Origin of the sequence: Jeotgalibacillus sp. R-1-5s-1, from assembly GCF_004405105.1 — a bacterium.
Taxonomy (GTDB): domain Bacteria; phylum Bacillota; class Bacilli; order Bacillales; family Jeotgalibacillaceae; genus Jeotgalibacillus.
In genome coordinates, this window is sequence record NZ_SORW01000004.1 from 20,882 (window position 1) to 37,353 (window position 16,472).

Here is a 16,472-nt window from a genome sequence, read left to right on the forward strand (position 1 = left end):
CATTATTCGGGTTTAGGAGGCTACGCACCGGCATGAAGGTAAAACGCAGTGAACGCTTGATCGATATGACACATTATTTAACAGAACATCCACGTGAGCTCGTATCTCTGACTTTTTTTGCAGATCGCTATTCATCTGCGAAGTCATCTATCAGTGAAGATTTGGTCATTGTAAAGGAAACGTTTGAAGCAAGAGGAATTGGTTCGTTACAGACTGTTCCTGGTGCAGCGGGAGGAGTCCGTTTTGTTCCGGGTATACGCCGGGATCAGGCTGAAAAAGCTATCAGCATTCTTGCATCCAACGTCTCTGCCTCTGACCGTCTGTTGCCTGGGGGATACTTGTTCATGACAGATATTCTCGGTGATATTCATTTAATGAATCATGTCGGCAAGCTGTTTGCCGGTGCATTTGCCAACGAAAAAATTGATCTGGTTATGACGGTTGCGACCAAAGGAATCGGCATTGCGCACGCAGTAGCCCGATACCTTGGTGTACCTGTTGTAGTAGCCAGGCGCGACAGCAAAGTAACGGAAGGGTCAACAGTCAGTATCAACTATGTATCCGGTTCATCTAAACGAATCCAGACGATGGTTTTATCTAAACGCAGTGTGAAACAGGGAGCCCGGGTGCTGATTGTCGATGATTTCATGAAAGCCGGCGGTACTGCAGCAGGAATGAAGAATCTGCTGGAGGAGTTTTCTGCCACGGTGGCCGGAATCGGTATTTTTGTTGAATCAGAACATAATGAAGAAAAACTGGTGGACGACTATATTTCGTTACTCCGTCTGACGGAAGTGGATGAAAAGGGTAAGTCCATCAAAATCGAGCCGGGCAATTATTTTGACCGCGTTAAAACATTTTTAAAGTAGCCTTAAGGAGGAGATCTTTTTGAGAACGATACAAACAAATGAAGCACCACAGGCGATTGGACCTTACTCACAGGGAGTGATCGTCAATAATATGTTTTACAGTTCAGGTCAGATTCCGCTTACACCAGAAGGCGTTTTAGTAGAAGGCAGTATCGAAGAGCAGACGCATCAGGTATTTAAAAATCTTCAGGCTGTACTGAAAGAAGCCGGTGCATCACTTGATACGGTCGTAAAAGTCATGGTATTCCTTGATGATCTAAATGATTTTGAAGCGGTTAACGCGATTTACGGTGATTATTTTGGAGATCACCGCCCGGCACGTTCATGTGTAGAAGTATCGAAGCTTCCAAAAGGTGCAGGCGTAGAGATTGAGGTTATTGCACTCGTAAAATAAATGATGATAAAAGCTTTTTCTTTAAAAGGATGACCCTGTTTTGGCAGCGTTATTCCTTTAAAAAGAAAAAGCTTTTCTTTTTTGGAAAAAAACCTGAAATTTTTTATGACTATTTTCACTTTTATGTAGGAATTCAGGTCCCCCGTGAAGAAAGTATAAGTTGGGAAAATTGAAATGGGGAAGGTGGTGAAAGAAATGGAAGTAACAGATGTGAGATTAAGGCGTGTGAGCACAGATGGCAGGATGCGTGCAATCGCTTCCATTACATTAAATGGAGTCTTCGTCGTTCACGATATCCGTGTCATTGACGGCAATAATGGATTGTTTGTTGCGATGCCAAGTAAACGGACACCGGATGGGGAGTTTCGCGATATCGCGCATCCGATTAATTCAGAAATGCGGGAAATGATCCAAGGATCGGTGCTGGCTGAATACCATCGTGCAGACGAAGCAACTGAATCACAACAATATGAAGAAGCAGGTGCGTAATCATACATAACCTGCACCCACCGAACCTGGCTGCCGCATTATCAGCCGGGTTTTTTGTTATGCGCATTAGGGCGGGACTCAGTTGGCTAAAGGCATGAAGAGCCCCCGGTCTGCGCCGGGATTTTTCACGAAAGTGACCAGGCTGAGACCAAATGTGACCAAGTTGAGCGGGAAAGTGACCAAGCTGTATTAAAAAGTGTCCAAGTTCAGCCAAAATGTGACCAAGTTTGATCAGAAAGTGACCAAATGCCTCACCGCATACGCCGCTAAACGCGAACTTCCGCTTTTCTTTATGTCCAGCTCCGGCGGGCAGGGACTAGCAAACTTCCCGTCCCCTCGTCCGATAAGTCAACATCGGTTCACTTCGTTCACCGTGTTTCCTTTATCTCCGTCGGGGCCAGTCCAGTTTGTACGTCCCTAAACACCCGCCTCCACCTTTCTTTGTTACAATAGAATGACAGATTACTCTGAAATCGGGAGTTTCCTTGAAATGCAAGTGTTTTTGTAATATATTCGAGAGTGAAAAATGTTGACTGGAGGACCGGGAATGTCGAATCGATATGCGGTTATATTAGCTGCGGGTCAGGGGACGCGCATGAAATCTAAATTATATAAAGTACTTCATCCTGTTTGTGGCAAGCCGATGGTTGAGCATGTGCTTGATCAGGTGAAAGCTGCGGATATGAATGAGGTGATTACGGTTGTTGGTCATGGTGCTGAACTTGTTCAGTCAAAGCTAGAAGGCCGTTCACAGTTTGTTCTTCAGGAAGAGCAGCTTGGAACTGCGCATGCTGTGATGCAGGCAAAGGATCGTCTTCACGGTAAAGATGGCATTACGCTTGTGGTTTGTGGTGATACACCGCTGATTACGACGGAAACGATGTCGTCACTTATTCAGCATCATGAGGAACAACAGGCAAAGGCAACGATTCTGACAGCGCACGAAGAAGATCCAACGGGTTATGGCCGGATTATTCGTGATGAGGCTGGTCTTGTGAAGCGGATTGTGGAACATAAAGATGCGAGCGAGGATGAGCGGGCTGTTCAGGAAGTCAATACAGGTACATACTGTTTTGATAACCGGGCTCTGTTTGAAGCGCTTGAAAAAGTGAATAACGATAACGTCCAGGGCGAATATTATCTGCCTGATGTGATCGAAATCCTTCAGACTGAAGGGGAGACAGTGGCGGCTTACCAGACTGCTTCTTCAGATGAAACCCTCGGTGTAAATGATCGCGTTGCTTTAGCACGTGCTGAAAAGCTCATGCAGGCAAGAATCAATGAAAAGCATATGAGAAACGGGGTCACATTTATCGATCCTGCCTCTACTTATATCGGCAGTGAAGCTGTAATCGGCCGCGATACGATTGTTTATCCGGGAACGGTGATTGAAGGCCCAACGGTCATTGGAGAGGATTGCACAATCGGTCCAAACACTGAAATTAAAAACAGTACGATTGCAGATCAGACCGTGATCAAGCAGTCGGTTGTGCATGACAGTGAAGTTGGATCACATGTTGCGATTGGGCCATTTGCTCACATCCGTCCGCAGTCTGCGATTTCAGATGAAGTGAAGATTGGAAACTTCGTTGAAATTAAAAAGACGCAGTTTGGCAAAGGAAGCAAGGCGTCTCACCTCAGCTATATCGGCGATGCTGAAGTGGGTGCAGGCGTGAATCTCGGCTGTGGTTCGATCACGGTTAACTACGACGGTAAAAACAAGCATCTGACTAAAATTGAAGATGATGCTTTTATCGGCTGTAATTCAAACCTGATTGCACCTGTCACGATTGGAAAAGGCGCTTATGTTGCTGCCGGTTCTACGATTAATAAGGATGTGCCGGGAGAGGCGTTATCCATTGCCCGGGCACGTCAGGAAAATAAAGAAGGCTACGCACGCAAGATTCACACTAAAAATTAATTGGAGGCTACCATGTCTACAGAATATGCCAATTCGAAATTAAAAATCTTTTCCCTGAACTCAAATCACGAACTAGCAAAGGATATTGCTGAAGCAGTAGGACTGAAGCTTGGGAAATGTTCAGTTACACGATTCAGTGACGGTGAGATTCAAATTAACATCGAAGAAAGTATCCGTGGTTGTGATGTATTCGTTGTCCAGTCAACTTCAAGTCCGGTGAATGAAAACTTAATGGAACTTCTGATCATGGTTGATGCACTTAAGCGTGCATCTGCAAAAACAATTAACATTGTGATGCCTTATTACGGATATGCACGTCAGGACCGCAAAGCACGTGCCCGTGAACCAATTACAGCAAAACTGATTGCGAACCTTCTTGAAACAGCGGGTGCAACACGCGTGATCACGCTTGATCTTCATGCACCGCAAATTCAGGGATTCTTTGATATCCTGATTGACCACCTTCGTGGTGTGCCGATTATCGCTGAGTACTTCCTTGAGAAAAATTTCAATCCGGAAGAAATCGTTATTGTATCCCCAGATCACGGTGGCGTAACGCGTACGAGAAAGCTTGCGGAACGCTTAAAAGCACCGATTGCGATTATTGATAAGCGTCGTCCAAAGCCGAACGTAGCAGAAGTGATGAACATTGTTGGTAATGTTGAAGGGAAAACGGCGATTCTGATTGATGACATTATTGATACAGCCGGTACGATTACTCTTGCGGCTAATGCCCTGATCGAAAGCGGCGCGAAGGAAGTATACGCAAGCTGTACGCACCCTGTTCTGTCAGGCCCTGCCATGGAGCGTATTAACGAATCAGCGATTAAAGAGCTTGTTGTGACAAACTCGATTGCTTTAACACCAGATAAAAAAGGCGGAAAAATTGTCGAGCTTTCTGTAGCAAGTCTTCTTGCAGAAGCGATTATCCGTGTGTACGAAGAACAGTCTGTTAGCATGCTGTTTGATTAAGTATATGATACCCGGTACCGAGGATGGTGCCGGGTTTTTTAATGCTCTGAAAGAGTGATTAAGTCCTCGTTAAATGCTTAGTAAATGAGTCTTATTTTCAATTTGCAAATAAAAAATCTTATAAAAAACGTTTAATCCGGACAGCCAGGGGTAAAACAGTTGTATGGAAAAATCCATCGAATATTACTTTTGGAAGGTGATTAGACATGAGTGCAGTACTAAAAGCAACAAAACGTGAAGGATTCAAAAAATCAGATACAACAGCTCTTCGCAACGAAGGTAAACTACCTGCAGTTGTCTACGGCTATAAAGTTGATAATACACCGATTTCCGTAAGTGAAATCGATCTCGTAAAGACAATCCGTGAGGTAGGTCGTAACGGAATCATCGAACTTGATATTGAAGGCAAAAAGCAGAAAGTCGTACTAAGTGATTATCAGAGCGACTTCCTGAAAGATGAAATTATTCACGCTGACTTCCTGGCTGTTAACATGGCTGCGGAAATTGATGTAAATGTAACGGTGAATCTTGTAGGTGAAGCTGAAGGCGCGAAAGAAGGAGGCGTTGTGCAGACAATTCTGCATGAGCTTTCAATCTCAGCAAAACCAAACGATATTCCTGAATCATTCGAGGTTGACGTAACTGAATTGAACATTGGAGATTCCTACACTGTAGAAGATCTTCGCAGCAAATATTCAGTAACGATTAACCACGAAGATGATGAGACAATCGTATCTGTTCTGGCTCCTCGAACTGAAGAAGAACTTGAAGAGATGGAAGCTGAAGCGGGTGCTGGTGAATCAGGATCAGAGGGTGCTGAAGAATCAGAAGAGCCTGCAGCTGAATCAGATGAGAACACTGAAGAAGAAGCTGAAAAAGCATAAGTTAGATGATCATGGTGCAACCTTTCTTTTGGAGGTTGCGCCTTTTTCGTTTAATATAGAGAAAGGAATGTGAAAACAGAGGTGTTAAGTGATGAAATTAATAGTCGGACTCGGAAATCCGGGAAAGCCTTACGATAAAACGAAGCATAACATTGGATTTGAAGTCATTGATGCATTGGCTGACAGATGGAATGCACCGCTTTTACAGGCGAAGTTTAAAGGTGTGTTCAGTAAGACGGTCATTAACGGGCAAAAGGTGATTTTGCTGAAGCCGCTGACTTATATGAATTTATCAGGAGAAAGTATTCGCCCGCTCATGGACTATTTTCAGATTGAGCCGGAGGATGTTGTAGTCATTTATGATGATCTTGATCTGCCGACAGGTGCGCTGCGTCTTCGCCAAAAGGGGAGTGCAGGTGGCCATAACGGCATTAAAAGTACGATTGCTCATCTTGGCACGCAGGAATTTAACCGGATTCGGATTGGGATCAGCCGTCCACCGCGCGGGATGAAAGTGCCGGATTACGTATTAAGCCGTTTTTCTGATGAAGAATGGGGTATCATGAAAGAAACGGTTGAAAAAAGTGCTGATGCGTGTGAGCGCTGGCTTGAAAAACCGTTTTTAGAAGTAATGAACGAATTTAATGGATCCTGATTGAATATTCAGCCCTCTTTCCGCCTATACTACAATACAAGCAAGGTGAAGGAGGATAACGATGGCTGTCTATTATCACTGTCGCCACTGCGGAAACGAGGTTGGCGCAATCGATACTCAATTAGTGGATGCCAAGCGGCTTGGAATTCATTCCTTATCAGCCGAAGAACGCCAGAACATGATATCGTATACAAACGAAGGTCACGTGAACATACAGACGATCTGCGAGGACTGTCAGGAGTCGCTCGAACGCAATCCTGACTTTCATGAGCTGGATCAATTTATACAGTAAACGCTTTGGATGAAGGTCCAAGGCATTTTTCTGTTTAGATTCGGAGGAGAACGAGTTGAAAACGCTAGTTAATGGTTTAATAAATGATGCTCAGATTAAAGCGGTCATCAACGATCTAACAGCCGAGCGCGGAGAACAGCTGTTATCCGGGCTTTCCGGTTCTGCAAGAAGTACATTCATGGCGGCGGTTTATCAGGATCACCAGCGACCGCTGATGGTTGTTACACCAAACCTGCTGAGTGCACAGAAGCTATATGATGATCTCGCTCAATTAGTCAGTGAGGATGAACTGTTTTTATATCCGGCTAATGAATTGATTGCCGCGGAGATGAGTATTGCGAGCCCGGAGCTGTTAGCACAGCGTCTGGAAGCGATGAATCATCTCGCGATAAACGGACGGGGGTTTTATATCGTACCAATGGCGGGGCTGCGAAAGGTAGTGCCGCCTAAAGAGCAATGGGAAATTCACCAGTTCGAGCTTTCGATTGGAAAAGATCTCAACCTGGAGGAAACCCTTTCTTCGCTTCTTAAAATGGGTTATCATCGCGCGGATATGGTTAGCAGTCCGGGCGAATTCAGTATGCGTGGAGGGATTCTGGACATTTACCCGCTGACCTCAGACCCGGTGCGAATTGAGCTGTTTGATACAGAAGTGGATTCGATCCGGACGTTTTCAGCGGATGATCAGCGTTCGATTGATTCGCTGGATCAGGTGTCGATCGGGCCGGCGAGTGAGCTCATTATGGAGCCGGATCAGCTATTTCGTATTGCAGAAGAACTGAAAGAGCGCCTTCCTAAAAGTCTGAAGAAAGTAAAGCGGGCCGCTGTTAAAGAAGCAATGGCAGAGCAGATTGAATATGAAATCGGGCTGCTTGAAAACGGTCAGAAGCCCGACCAGCTTTTTAAATACCAATCTCTTGCCTATTCTAAAGCTGCCAGTCTGCTAGATTACCTGCCTCAGGATGCGCTTGTCTTTTTCGATGAAATCAGCCGCATTTACGAAATGGATGACACGCTTGAGAAAGAGGAGATGGAGTGGGCGGTTTCGCTGATTGAGGAAGGAAAGCTGCTGCATGATCTTCACGTTTCACACAAGCTGACGGACCTCATCGTCAAAAGTCCGCAGCAGAAAGCGTACTTCTCCCTTTTCACAAGAAAGATTGCCCATATTAACCCAAAGAAAATCCACTCATTTTCCTGTAAGCCGATGCAAAGCTTTCACGGGCAGATGCATTTGCTGAAAGCCGAGCTTGAACGCTGGAAAAAAGGAAAGTTCACGGTTGTGATGCTTGCACCGGACGGTCAGCGACTGCAGAAGTTTGAGCGTGTACTCGCAGACTATGATATAGATGCGGCCATCGTCAAAGAAGGTGATCCGCTTATTCCGAATACGGTTCAAATCGTCAGCGGCTCTCTGCAGGCGGGATTTGAGCTCCCGATGAACAAGCTTGCCGTCATGACCGAAGAGGAATTATTCCGTCAGAAAACACGAAAAACCAAACGTCGTCAAAAGCTTTCCAATGCAGAGCGCATTAAGAGTTATTCAGAGCTGAAGGTTGGCGATTACGTTGTTCACGTGAATCACGGAATCGGGAAATACCTCGGAATTGAAACCCTTGAAATCAACGGTCTTCATAAAGACTATTTAAATATTCATTATAAAGGAAATGACCAGCTGTACGTGCCGGTTGATCAGATTGAGCTCGTCCAGAAATATGTCGGCTCTGAAGGCAAGGAACCGAAGCTGTATAAGCTTGGCGGTACGGAATGGAAGCGTGTGAAGACGAAGGTCCAATCCTCCGTTGCAGATATTGCAGACGATCTGATCAAGCTGTATTCGGAGCGTGAAGCGGCAAAGGGCTTTGCATTCAGTACTGATACGGCAGAACAGCAGGATTTTGAAGCAGCCTTTCCTTATTCAGAAACAGAGGATCAGCTGCGTTCAATTGAGGAAATCAAAAAAGACATGGAACGCGACCGCCCGATGGACCGCCTTTTATGTGGTGATGTTGGGTACGGAAAAACCGAAGTGGCGATCCGTGCAGCATTTAAAGCCGTGATGGATGGTAAGCAGGTGGCGATTCTTGTGCCTACGACGATCCTTGCCCAGCAGCATTATGAAACGATGATGGAACGGATGCAGGACTTCCCTGTCAACGTTGGTCTTTTAAGCCGTTTCCGCTCTAAAAAGCAGCAGGATGAGACGATCAAGGGGTTAGCGCAGGGCTCGGTTGATATCGTTGTCGGGACGCACCGTTTACTTTCTAAAACGATCAAATACCGCGATATCGGTTTATTGATCATTGATGAAGAGCAGCGTTTTGGTGTGACACATAAAGAAAAAATTAAGCAGTTGAAAACAAATATTGATGTCCTGACTTTAACGGCAACGCCAATTCCCCGTACGCTGCATATGTCAATGCTTGGCGTACGTGATCTGTCTGTTATTGAAACACCGCCTGAAAACCGCTTCCCGGTCCAGACGTATGTGATGGAGTATAACGGTGCATTGATCCGTGAAGCGATCGAGCGTGAAATGGCGCGTGACGGACAAGTGTACTTCCTTTATAACCGGGTTGAGGACATTACGAAAAAAGCCGATGAAATTGCCTCGCTTGTGCCGGACGCAAGAGTTGCCATTGCCCACGGCCAAATGTCTGAAAACGAGCTGGAGTCTGTTATCCTGCAGTTTTTAGAGGGAGAATATGATGTGCTCGTTACGACGACCATCATTGAAACGGGCGTGGATATTCCAAACGTGAACACGCTGATTGTCCATGATGCCGATCGTATGGGGCTGTCCCAGCTGTATCAGCTCCGTGGTCGTGTCGGACGGTCAAACCGCGTTGCTTATGCGTATTTCACTTACCGGAAAGATAAAGTGCTCACAGAGGTTGCCGAACAGCGTCTGCAGTCGATTAAAGAATTCACCGAACTCGGATCCGGCTTTAAAATCGCGATGCGTGATTTAACGATCCGCGGAGCTGGAAATCTGTTAGGTGCCCAGCAGCACGGATTTATCGATTCAGTCGGATTTGACCTTTACTCCCAAATGCTGAAAGATGCGATTGAGGAGCGTAAGGATCTGCTTCCTGAAACGCAGGGCAAGGAGAAGAAAGAAAAGCAGAAAGCGGTTGAAATTGACCTCGATGTTAAGCAGGATGCTTATATTCCGGAAAGCTACATTCCTGATGGACACCAGAAGATCGAAATGTATAAAAAATTCCGCGGCCTGCAAACGATCCAGGAGGTCATGGAGCTGAAGGATGAAATGATTGACCGCTTCGGTGACTATCCGGATGAAGTCCATACGCTGTTCCAGATTGCCGAAATCAAGGCCTATGGCTATGAAGTGGGGCTTGAAGCCATCCATCAGACTAAGGATGAAATCAAACTGGAGCTGAGCCAGGACGGCACAAGCCGCATTGACGGGGCCAAAGCATTTGAAATCACCAATGAGTTTAAGCGCCACGTCGGACTCGGTCTGGATAACAACCGTCTGAAGATCACGGTTAAAACAAAAGGTCAGAAGCCGGAAAGCTGGTTCATGATGGTTCACCAGGTGCTTTCCCGTCTTCCTGAAACACTAAAAGAGTCAGCTTAACCTCTTTTTTTACAGGTTTATTTGAGAATCGTTAGAAAAAAAGTATAAATCGGCGAATTAACCCGATACTATTCTCATACAGCCAGTAAACGAAGGAGAGAGCCATGATGAAAGCTACAGGAATTGTAAGACGAATCGATGACCTCGGTCGTGTGGTCATTCCAAAAGAAATCAGGCGCACACTGCGCATTCGGGAAGGAGACCCGCTGGAGATTTTCGTTGATCGCGACGGGGAAATCGTCCTGAAAAAATATTCACCGATCAGCGAACTCGGCACCTTTGCCAAGGAATACGCTGAATCACTATATGACAGCTTAAAGCAGCCGGTTCTGATCTGTGACCGTGACCACTTTATTGCAGTGGCCGGTGCATCCAAAAAGGATTTCCTGAACCGTCGCATCAGTCCGAGAGTAGAGGAAATGATGGACGCACGAAAAACGGTTTTAAACGATGAACAGGGAAGCGTTGAGCTGGTCGAGCACCAGGAAGAGGAACTCGCCTCCTACACCGTATCCCCGATCATTGCATCAGGTGATCCGATCGGAGCTGTCTTTGTGATGTCAAAGGATCAGACTGTGGAAGAAGTCGAGCTGAAAGTATGCGAAACCGCCGCCCGCTTCCTTGGCAGACAAATGGAAAGCTGATCAAAAGCCCTATCCGGTTGAGGATAGGGCTTTTTTATGTATGACGCGGAGTGGGATGGCTGAGGTCAAGATGGGCTGCTTCGCGGCAAATGGAGGGGTTTGGATGAGTGATGGAAAAAAGGTTGGGAGTGAAGGGATCAGGGGGCTGGAAAGAATGAATAGTGGTAGTGAATGAGGGAATTCCTTTGCATCGGAGCCGCTTTGAAGGAAATATTTTTTCAAACGAAGGAAATAAATTCTCAAAAGAGGGGATAAAATTCCAGAAAGATGGAATAAGTCCAGCTTGTGATGGAATCCATCGAACCAACCACAATCATCTGTGCCGTGTCTCCGTTTCTGTCCGCCCTCAGCCTGCTCTGCCCTGTCCTGTCCAAAAGACAAATCCCGCCGCGCTTTGCTATAATAAGACATCAATATTAGAAAGAGAGGGCGGCCGGATGACCGATGCTTCTCAGACAATGGTAAAGGGAGCGGCGGTGCTGACGCTTGCAGCCGTCATTTCGAAAATACTGAGTGCACTTTACCGTGTACCGTTTCAAAATATGACCGGTGATATCGGTTTTTATATTTATCAGCAGGTGTATCCGTTTTACGGCTTGTTGATTGCTTTATGTACGTATGCTTTTCCGGTGATGGTGTCGAGAATTTTAATTGAGCACGAGGAGGACCGGGAGCGTATTTTTAAGCTGTTGGGGCTTGTTTTGGCTGGTACGGGTCTGGCGTGGTTTTTGGCTTTGTTTTTCGGTGCACCGCTGATTGCTGAGTGGATGGGTGATCCGATGCTTGAACCGCTGATCAGTCTGTCTGCATGGCCTTTTTTGTTGCTGCCGTTTCTTGCGGGGGGCAAGGGCTGGTTCCAGGCGCAGAATAATATGGTCCCGTCCGCTGTGTCGCAGGTGACAGAGCAGCTCGTGCGTGTCAGCGTGATCTTAGTGGCAGCTTTTGTGTTAACCGCACAGGGTGCTTCTCTTTACACGATTGGAGAAGGTGCTGTGATCGGTTCAACTGCTGGACTGGCAGTGGGTGTTTTACTGCTGCTGTATTTGGGACGCGTTCAGTTGAATGGGCGGTCATTTGCACTCTCTATTAAAAAAGGGGATCGCGCCATCTTCCGTGCGCTGATTGTTCGGGGAACCGCGATGGGCATGGTGAGTATGCTGCTGATTTTGTATCAGCTGATGGATGCGCTGAATGTCTATGCGCTGTTGACCGGCTTTACCGGTGATGCCGAGGAGGCGAAGGTGATCAAAGGGATTTATGACCGCGGACAGCCGCTGATTCAGATCGGAGTGGTGGCTGCGACGTCACTTTCACTGGCAGTCGTGCCGATGATTGCAGCGGATATGGAGCGCAATCGCATGGCTGACGTGAAAAAGAAGTCAGCGCTCGCACTGAAAACGGGTATTGTTTTTGGGGCAGCCGCTTCAATCGGGTTAATGAATATTATCAAACCGCTGAATACTTTTCTTTTTCAAACAGATGAGGGCTCAGGGGTGCTCGCTCTTTATGTGCTGGCCGTGCTGTTTGCATCCATTGCGCTGACGGTTAATTCGGTGCTGCAGGGAATGGGCAGCTATCATATCATTGCCTGGCTTGCTGCTTTCAGTGTGGCTATCAAATACGGTTTGAATGAATGGCTCGTTCCGCTTTTTGGTACAGCTGGTGCAGCGCTTGCGACTGTGACAGCCATATTCATCGTGACAGTGGCGGCTGTATTGAGATTAAGAGCGAAGATCGGCTTTCTGCTGACAGGAAGGTTTTATAGGAGACTGCTGCTGGGGCTTGTCGTAATGACCGTTGTTGTGCAGGGGCTTTTATGGCTCTGGCCGGATGGTTCGCGTCTGTCTTCGGCAATGGTATCAATTTTAGCAGCGGCAGTTGGCGCATGGAGCTTTTTTGCAGCCAGCTGGTCACGTGATTTATTTACAAAAGAAGAAGCAGCCCAGATTCCGTTTGGACGTAAGCTGGATCGGCTGTTTCATCGTTCAGGGAAATAGGAGGGTACAATGATGACACATGAGATTACGGTCATTGGTCTTGGTGCAGGTGATTTGGATCAGCTGCCCCTTGGCATTTATAAAAAATTGAAAGCAGCCAATCATCTGCTTGTGCGCACAGAGGATCACCCTGTTCTAACGCAGCTGAAGGAGGAGGGGCTGACCTTCGAATCCTTCGATCATGTGTATGAGGCGCATGACCAGTTTGAGGCAGTCTATGAGGCGATCACAGAAGAGCTCGTCAGTCGTGCCGGGGCGGGTCCAGTGCTTTATGCGGTGCCTGGTCATCCGCTGGTAGCTGAGCAGACGGTACAAAATCTGCTTGCTCTTCATCGAAAAGGTGAGGTTTCGGTCGTCATTGAAGGTGGGCAAAGTTTTCTTGATCCGCTCTTCACGGCTGCCGGGTTCGATCCTGTTGAAGGCTTTCAGCTGCTTGATGGGACAGCGTTAAAGCGTGACGAGCCAAAGCTCACACAGCATGTCATCATTGGACAGGTCTATGATGCATTTATCGCTTCGGAGGTAAAATTGACGCTGATGGAGCGTTATCCGGATGATCATCCCGTGAAAGTCATTACAGCTGCCGGATCAAAAGGGGAGTCCATCGTTGAAACACCCCTTTATGAGCTGGATCACGGGATGACGCTCAGTAATCTGACAAGTGTGTACGTGCCTCCCGTTGAAAAAGAGGATGATCTTTACGGTGAGTTTGAAAAATTCCGTGACATCATTGCGATCCTTCGCAGTCCTGAAGGCTGTCCGTGGGATCGTGAGCAGACACATGAATCGCTAAAACGGTATCTGATTGAAGAAACGTATGAGTTTCTTGAGGCCGTTGACAGCGGCGACATTGATCACATGATCGAAGAGCTTGGTGATGTACTTCTTCAGATTATGCTTCATGCGCAGATCGGGGAGGACGACGGATACTTTTCCATCCGCGATGTCATTGCTGTTGTAGCTGAAAAAATGGTTCGCCGTCATCCGCACGTATTTGCTGATACAGAGGCAGATACAGCAGATGAAGTGACGAAAAACTGGCAGGTTATTAAGGCAGAAGAAAAAGGTTCGAAGCCTGCTTCTCTTTTAGAAGGAGCGGGGATGGGGCAGCCTGCATTGATTCATGCATTCGAGGTTCAGAAAAAGGCAGCCAAGGCCGGATTTGACTGGGATGATCATGCAGACGCCTGGGATAAATTTGAGGAAGAATGGCAGGAATTTCAGGAAGAAGTTGCGAATGGTAATAAGGAAGCGGCATTAAAGGAATTTGGCGATGTGTTATTTGCACTTGTGAATGTATCGCGCTTTCACGATATATTCCCGGAGGAAGCGCTCATGATGGCGAACCAGAAATTCATCAGCCGGTTTTCTTTTGTAGAAAAGAAGGTAAAGGAATCGGGTAAGCCGTTTCAGGCGTTTACGCTTGGCGAGCTGGATGAATTCTGGAATGAAGCGAAAAAACAAGGCTTATAAAAGGATGGAGATTACGCATGCGTTTAGATAAATTTTTAAAGGTATCAAGATTAATTAAACGTCGTACACTGGCAAAGGAAGTGGCGGATCAAGGCCGGATTTCAATTAACGGAAACCCTGGAAAAGCGAGCGCCACAGTAAAAGCTGGTGACGAACTCGTGATCCGTTTTGGCCAGCGCGTTGTGACGCTGACGGTTGATCGTCTCGTTGAAACAACAAAAAAAGAAGAAGCGGCGACGATGTATACCATTACTAAAGAAGAGCGCGTCAACGAAGAATAAAATCATAACCGGCTGCCCCGCTGCATACAATGAGCTAAGTGATGGTTTTAATCCTATAGCGGGGTGACAGTCGATGCCATATACAACAACTGAAGGTAAAGCGCAGAAGAAAGAGCATGAAGTCCGTATGAGTGGCCGGGAGGTTCTGGTGATTTCCGGCGTGCTTCAGCTCGACAGCTTTGATAACGAAGAGTTTTTATTGGAAACCGTCATGGGATTTTTATCGATTAAGGGGAGCGGCCTTCAAATGATTAACCTGGATCTTGATGAAGGACAGGTATCCCTGAAGGGTAAAATTGATGATCTGTTGTATCTTGATCAGACTGGCCGTGAGCCCTCGAAAGGACTGCTGGGAAAGCTGTTTAGATGATTGTCGAAGAGCAGCTTCGCACAGTGGCTTATTTAGCCGGCTCCGGTTTTGTCATCGGTTTTTTCCTGACGCTGTATCACCGGTATATCATTCGTTCAAAACGATTGCCGGTTCACTTTGTCACGGATCTGATATTCTGGTGTTTCCAGGCGCTTTTTGTCTTTCTCGTCCTGTATTTCCTCAACGGCGTTTCTCTCAGGCTTTATATGGTGATGTCCATTGTTTTTGGTTTCCTGATCTATCGAAAAACGGCTCAGGGAACGGTGCTCTGGCTACTGGTTTTGATTGAGAAAATAGGGCATCTCATCTTCCGGATCCTCTTTGCACCGGTACGATGGTTATGGTTCCTTTTTAAGATGATTTGTCGATTTTTGCTTGCTGTTATCCTCCTTTTACTCACGCCCTTTCAACCTTTTTTCCAATTTTCAAGTAAAAAAAGTACATTTTTTGCGAAAAAGATAAAATTGTGGCTGAATCTGTTATATAATAGGGAATAACAAAGAGTCCAGTCAATGTGGTTCGTAAAAAAGGAGGAAAGCAGCTGTTTATGGGGAAACCGCGCAGAAATGTCACATCACTCGAAAACCAGTATACTGCTGAACAGGCAAAGATTGAGCATCACAGGCAATCGCACAAAAAGAGACTGATTCGACGATTATCCGTTTTTGCTGTATTTGCGGTAATCGTAAGCGGATTGCTTATTTCTTCAATGGTCTCGCAAGCTAGCGCGCTCGAAGAAAAAAATGCTCAGAAGACCCAGCTCGAAGAAAAGATGGCAGAGCTTAAGGTGCAGGAAGAAAACCTGAGAAATGAAATTATTAAACTCAATGATGATGAATACATAGCGAAGCTCGCGCGAAGAGATTACTTCCTGTCTGACAGCGGAGAGATCATCTTCACGATTCCGGAGGATCAGCCTGCAGGTGAACAGGCAGCCGAAGCGGAAGAAGAGGACGCTGAATAATGGGATAGCATGTTTTCTTCACCGGTGAATAACATAGAAAAATACGCCGGCGCTGTTGAATAGCAAAAAATAAAACAGCGCGATCGAGTGTCACGATGTTGACACTCTTTTTTTATGTTGGCTATAATGGTAAGTAAGGTCTATTTTTTATCTATTCTAAGGAGGATCATTTTTTTTATGTCAATCGAAGTAGGCAGCAAAGTAAAGGGTAAAGTGACAGGGATCACTAATTTTGGGGCGTTCGTTGAATTGCCAGGCGGTTCAACAGGGCTTGTCCACATCAGTGAGGTTGCGGATAATTACGTCAAGGACATCAACGATCACTTAACAGTAGGTGACGAAGTAGAAGTGAAGGTCTTGAACGTGGAAAGCGATGGCAAAATCGGCTTATCCATCCGTAAAGCGAAAGATCAGCCACAGCAGTCCCAGCAACAGCACCGTCCACGTCCGAACCGCAGCAACGATCGCGGAGATCGCGGCGGCCGCGGAGGCAATGCAGGTGGACCGCCACGCGGTGAGTCTTTCGAGCAAAAAATGGCTCGTTTCCTAAAAGATAGTGAAGACCGTCTGACTTCTCTGAAACGCCACACAGAATCAAAACGCGGTGGTCGTGGAGCGAAAAAAGGTTAATAGCTGCCGAAAACGGATTTTACAGGCATTCAA

Annotated in this window: 17 protein-coding genes; all 17 read left to right on the forward strand. The window is 46.4% G+C overall.

Features of this window, described 5'->3' with window-relative positions; all coding sequences use genetic code 11:
- Positions 1-32 precede the first annotated feature (32 nt).
- The 17 genes from purR (at position 33) to E2491_RS03145 (ending at position 16,439) form a co-directional block, all read left to right on the forward strand.
- A complete protein-coding gene (gene purR, locus E2491_RS03065) occupies positions 33-869 on the forward strand; it encodes a pur operon repressor (RefSeq protein ID WP_134372488.1) in 837 nt (278 codons plus the stop codon).
- Between the two features lie 19 nt (positions 870-888).
- Positions 889-1,263, forward strand: a complete 375-nt coding sequence (locus E2491_RS03070; protein WP_134372491.1) for a RidA family protein — start codon at positions 889-891, stop codon at positions 1,261-1,263.
- A gap of 195 nt (positions 1,264-1,458) precedes the next feature.
- Positions 1,459-1,752 (forward strand): septation regulator SpoVG, encoded by a 294-nt coding sequence (spoVG, locus tag E2491_RS03075; protein WP_134372494.1) that lies wholly within the window; start codon positions 1,459-1,461, stop codon positions 1,750-1,752.
- 547 nt (positions 1,753-2,299) lie between these two features.
- Positions 2,300-3,673: a bifunctional UDP-N-acetylglucosamine diphosphorylase/glucosamine-1-phosphate N-acetyltransferase GlmU gene (glmU, locus tag E2491_RS03080; RefSeq protein ID WP_134372497.1), complete on the forward strand. Its 1,374-nt coding sequence runs from the start codon at positions 2,300-2,302 to the stop codon at positions 3,671-3,673.
- A gap of 12 nt (positions 3,674-3,685) precedes the next feature.
- Positions 3,686-4,645 (forward strand): ribose-phosphate diphosphokinase, encoded by a 960-nt coding sequence (locus E2491_RS03085; RefSeq protein WP_134372500.1) that lies wholly within the window; start codon positions 3,686-3,688, stop codon positions 4,643-4,645.
- Between the two features lie 206 nt (positions 4,646-4,851).
- Positions 4,852-5,529 carry a 50S ribosomal protein L25/general stress protein Ctc gene (locus E2491_RS03090; RefSeq protein WP_134372503.1) on the forward strand — a complete coding sequence of 226 codons (678 nt, stop codon included), beginning with the start codon at positions 4,852-4,854 and terminating at the stop codon, positions 5,527-5,529.
- A gap of 91 nt (positions 5,530-5,620) precedes the next feature.
- Complete coding sequence (gene pth / locus E2491_RS03095; protein WP_134372506.1) at positions 5,621-6,184, forward strand: aminoacyl-tRNA hydrolase; 564 nt, start codon at positions 5,621-5,623, stop codon at positions 6,182-6,184.
- 61 nt (positions 6,185-6,245) lie between these two features.
- Positions 6,246-6,476 (forward strand): anti-sigma-F factor Fin, encoded by a 231-nt coding sequence (gene fin / locus E2491_RS03100; protein ID WP_134372509.1) that lies wholly within the window; start codon positions 6,246-6,248, stop codon positions 6,474-6,476.
- Positions 6,477-6,531: 55 nt separating this feature from the next.
- Positions 6,532-10,080 (forward strand): transcription-repair coupling factor, encoded by a 3,549-nt coding sequence (gene mfd, locus E2491_RS03105; RefSeq protein WP_371414449.1) that lies wholly within the window; start codon positions 6,532-6,534, stop codon positions 10,078-10,080.
- Positions 10,081-10,187: 107 nt separating this feature from the next.
- On the forward strand, positions 10,188-10,724 hold the full coding sequence (gene spoVT, locus E2491_RS03110; protein WP_134372590.1) for a stage V sporulation protein T: 537 nt from the start codon (positions 10,188-10,190) through the stop codon (positions 10,722-10,724).
- Between the two features lie 437 nt (positions 10,725-11,161).
- Positions 11,162-12,721, forward strand: a complete 1,560-nt coding sequence (locus E2491_RS03115) for a putative polysaccharide biosynthesis protein (RefSeq protein ID WP_134372512.1) — start codon at positions 11,162-11,164, stop codon at positions 12,719-12,721.
- 12 nt (positions 12,722-12,733) lie between these two features.
- The gene (yabN, locus tag E2491_RS03120) at positions 12,734-14,194 is read left to right on the forward strand and encodes a bifunctional methyltransferase/pyrophosphohydrolase YabN (RefSeq protein ID WP_134372593.1); all 1,461 of its coding nucleotides are present in this window, start codon (positions 12,734-12,736) and stop codon (positions 14,192-14,194) included.
- 17 nt (positions 14,195-14,211) lie between these two features.
- On the forward strand, positions 14,212-14,475 hold the full coding sequence (locus E2491_RS03125; protein WP_134372515.1) for an RNA-binding S4 domain-containing protein: 264 nt from the start codon (positions 14,212-14,214) through the stop codon (positions 14,473-14,475).
- Positions 14,476-14,548: 73 nt separating this feature from the next.
- Positions 14,549-14,845 carry a sporulation protein YabP gene (gene yabP, locus E2491_RS03130; protein WP_134372518.1) on the forward strand — a complete coding sequence of 99 codons (297 nt, stop codon included), beginning with the start codon at positions 14,549-14,551 and terminating at the stop codon, positions 14,843-14,845.
- Positions 14,842-15,342, forward strand: a complete 501-nt coding sequence (gene yabQ, locus E2491_RS17815) for a spore cortex biosynthesis protein YabQ (RefSeq protein ID WP_134372521.1) — start codon at positions 14,842-14,844, stop codon at positions 15,340-15,342. Before yabP ends, yabQ begins: the two co-directional genes overlap by 4 nt.
- Positions 15,343-15,359: 17 nt before the next feature.
- Positions 15,360-15,809 (forward strand): FtsB family cell division protein, encoded by a 450-nt coding sequence (locus E2491_RS03140; RefSeq protein ID WP_244093865.1) that lies wholly within the window; start codon positions 15,360-15,362, stop codon positions 15,807-15,809.
- A gap of 177 nt (positions 15,810-15,986) precedes the next feature.
- A complete protein-coding gene (locus E2491_RS03145) occupies positions 15,987-16,439 on the forward strand; it encodes a S1 domain-containing RNA-binding protein (RefSeq protein WP_134372523.1) in 453 nt (150 codons plus the stop codon).
- Positions 16,440-16,472: the final 33 nt, after the last annotated feature.

Bases quoted from the DNA above. Each gene is read 5' to 3' on its own strand.
- purR (WP_134372488.1), top strand. From the start codon at position 33: ATGAAGGTAAAACGCAGTGAACGCTTGATCGATATGACACATTATTTA.
- spoVG (WP_134372494.1), top strand. From the start codon at position 1,459: ATGGAAGTAACAGATGTGAGATTAAGGCGTGTGAGCACAGATGGCAGG.
- glmU (WP_134372497.1), top strand. From the start codon at position 2,300: ATGTCGAATCGATATGCGGTTATATTAGCTGCGGGTCAGGGGACGCGC.
- E2491_RS03085 (WP_134372500.1), top strand. From the start codon at position 3,686: ATGTCTACAGAATATGCCAATTCGAAATTAAAAATCTTTTCCCTGAAC.
- E2491_RS03090 (WP_134372503.1), top strand. From the start codon at position 4,852: ATGAGTGCAGTACTAAAAGCAACAAAACGTGAAGGATTCAAAAAATCA.
- pth (WP_134372506.1), top strand. From the start codon at position 5,621: ATGAAATTAATAGTCGGACTCGGAAATCCGGGAAAGCCTTACGATAAA.
- fin (WP_134372509.1), top strand. From the start codon at position 6,246: ATGGCTGTCTATTATCACTGTCGCCACTGCGGAAACGAGGTTGGCGCA.
- spoVT (WP_134372590.1), top strand. From the start codon at position 10,188: ATGAAAGCTACAGGAATTGTAAGACGAATCGATGACCTCGGTCGTGTG.
- E2491_RS03115 (WP_134372512.1), top strand. From the start codon at position 11,162: ATGACCGATGCTTCTCAGACAATGGTAAAGGGAGCGGCGGTGCTGACG.
- yabN (WP_134372593.1), top strand. From the start codon at position 12,734: ATGACACATGAGATTACGGTCATTGGTCTTGGTGCAGGTGATTTGGAT.
- E2491_RS03125 (WP_134372515.1), top strand. From the start codon at position 14,212: ATGCGTTTAGATAAATTTTTAAAGGTATCAAGATTAATTAAACGTCGT.
- yabP (WP_134372518.1), top strand. From the start codon at position 14,549: ATGCCATATACAACAACTGAAGGTAAAGCGCAGAAGAAAGAGCATGAA.
- yabQ (WP_134372521.1), top strand. From the start codon at position 14,842: ATGATTGTCGAAGAGCAGCTTCGCACAGTGGCTTATTTAGCCGGCTCC.
- E2491_RS03145 (WP_134372523.1), top strand. From the start codon at position 15,987: ATGTCAATCGAAGTAGGCAGCAAAGTAAAGGGTAAAGTGACAGGGATC.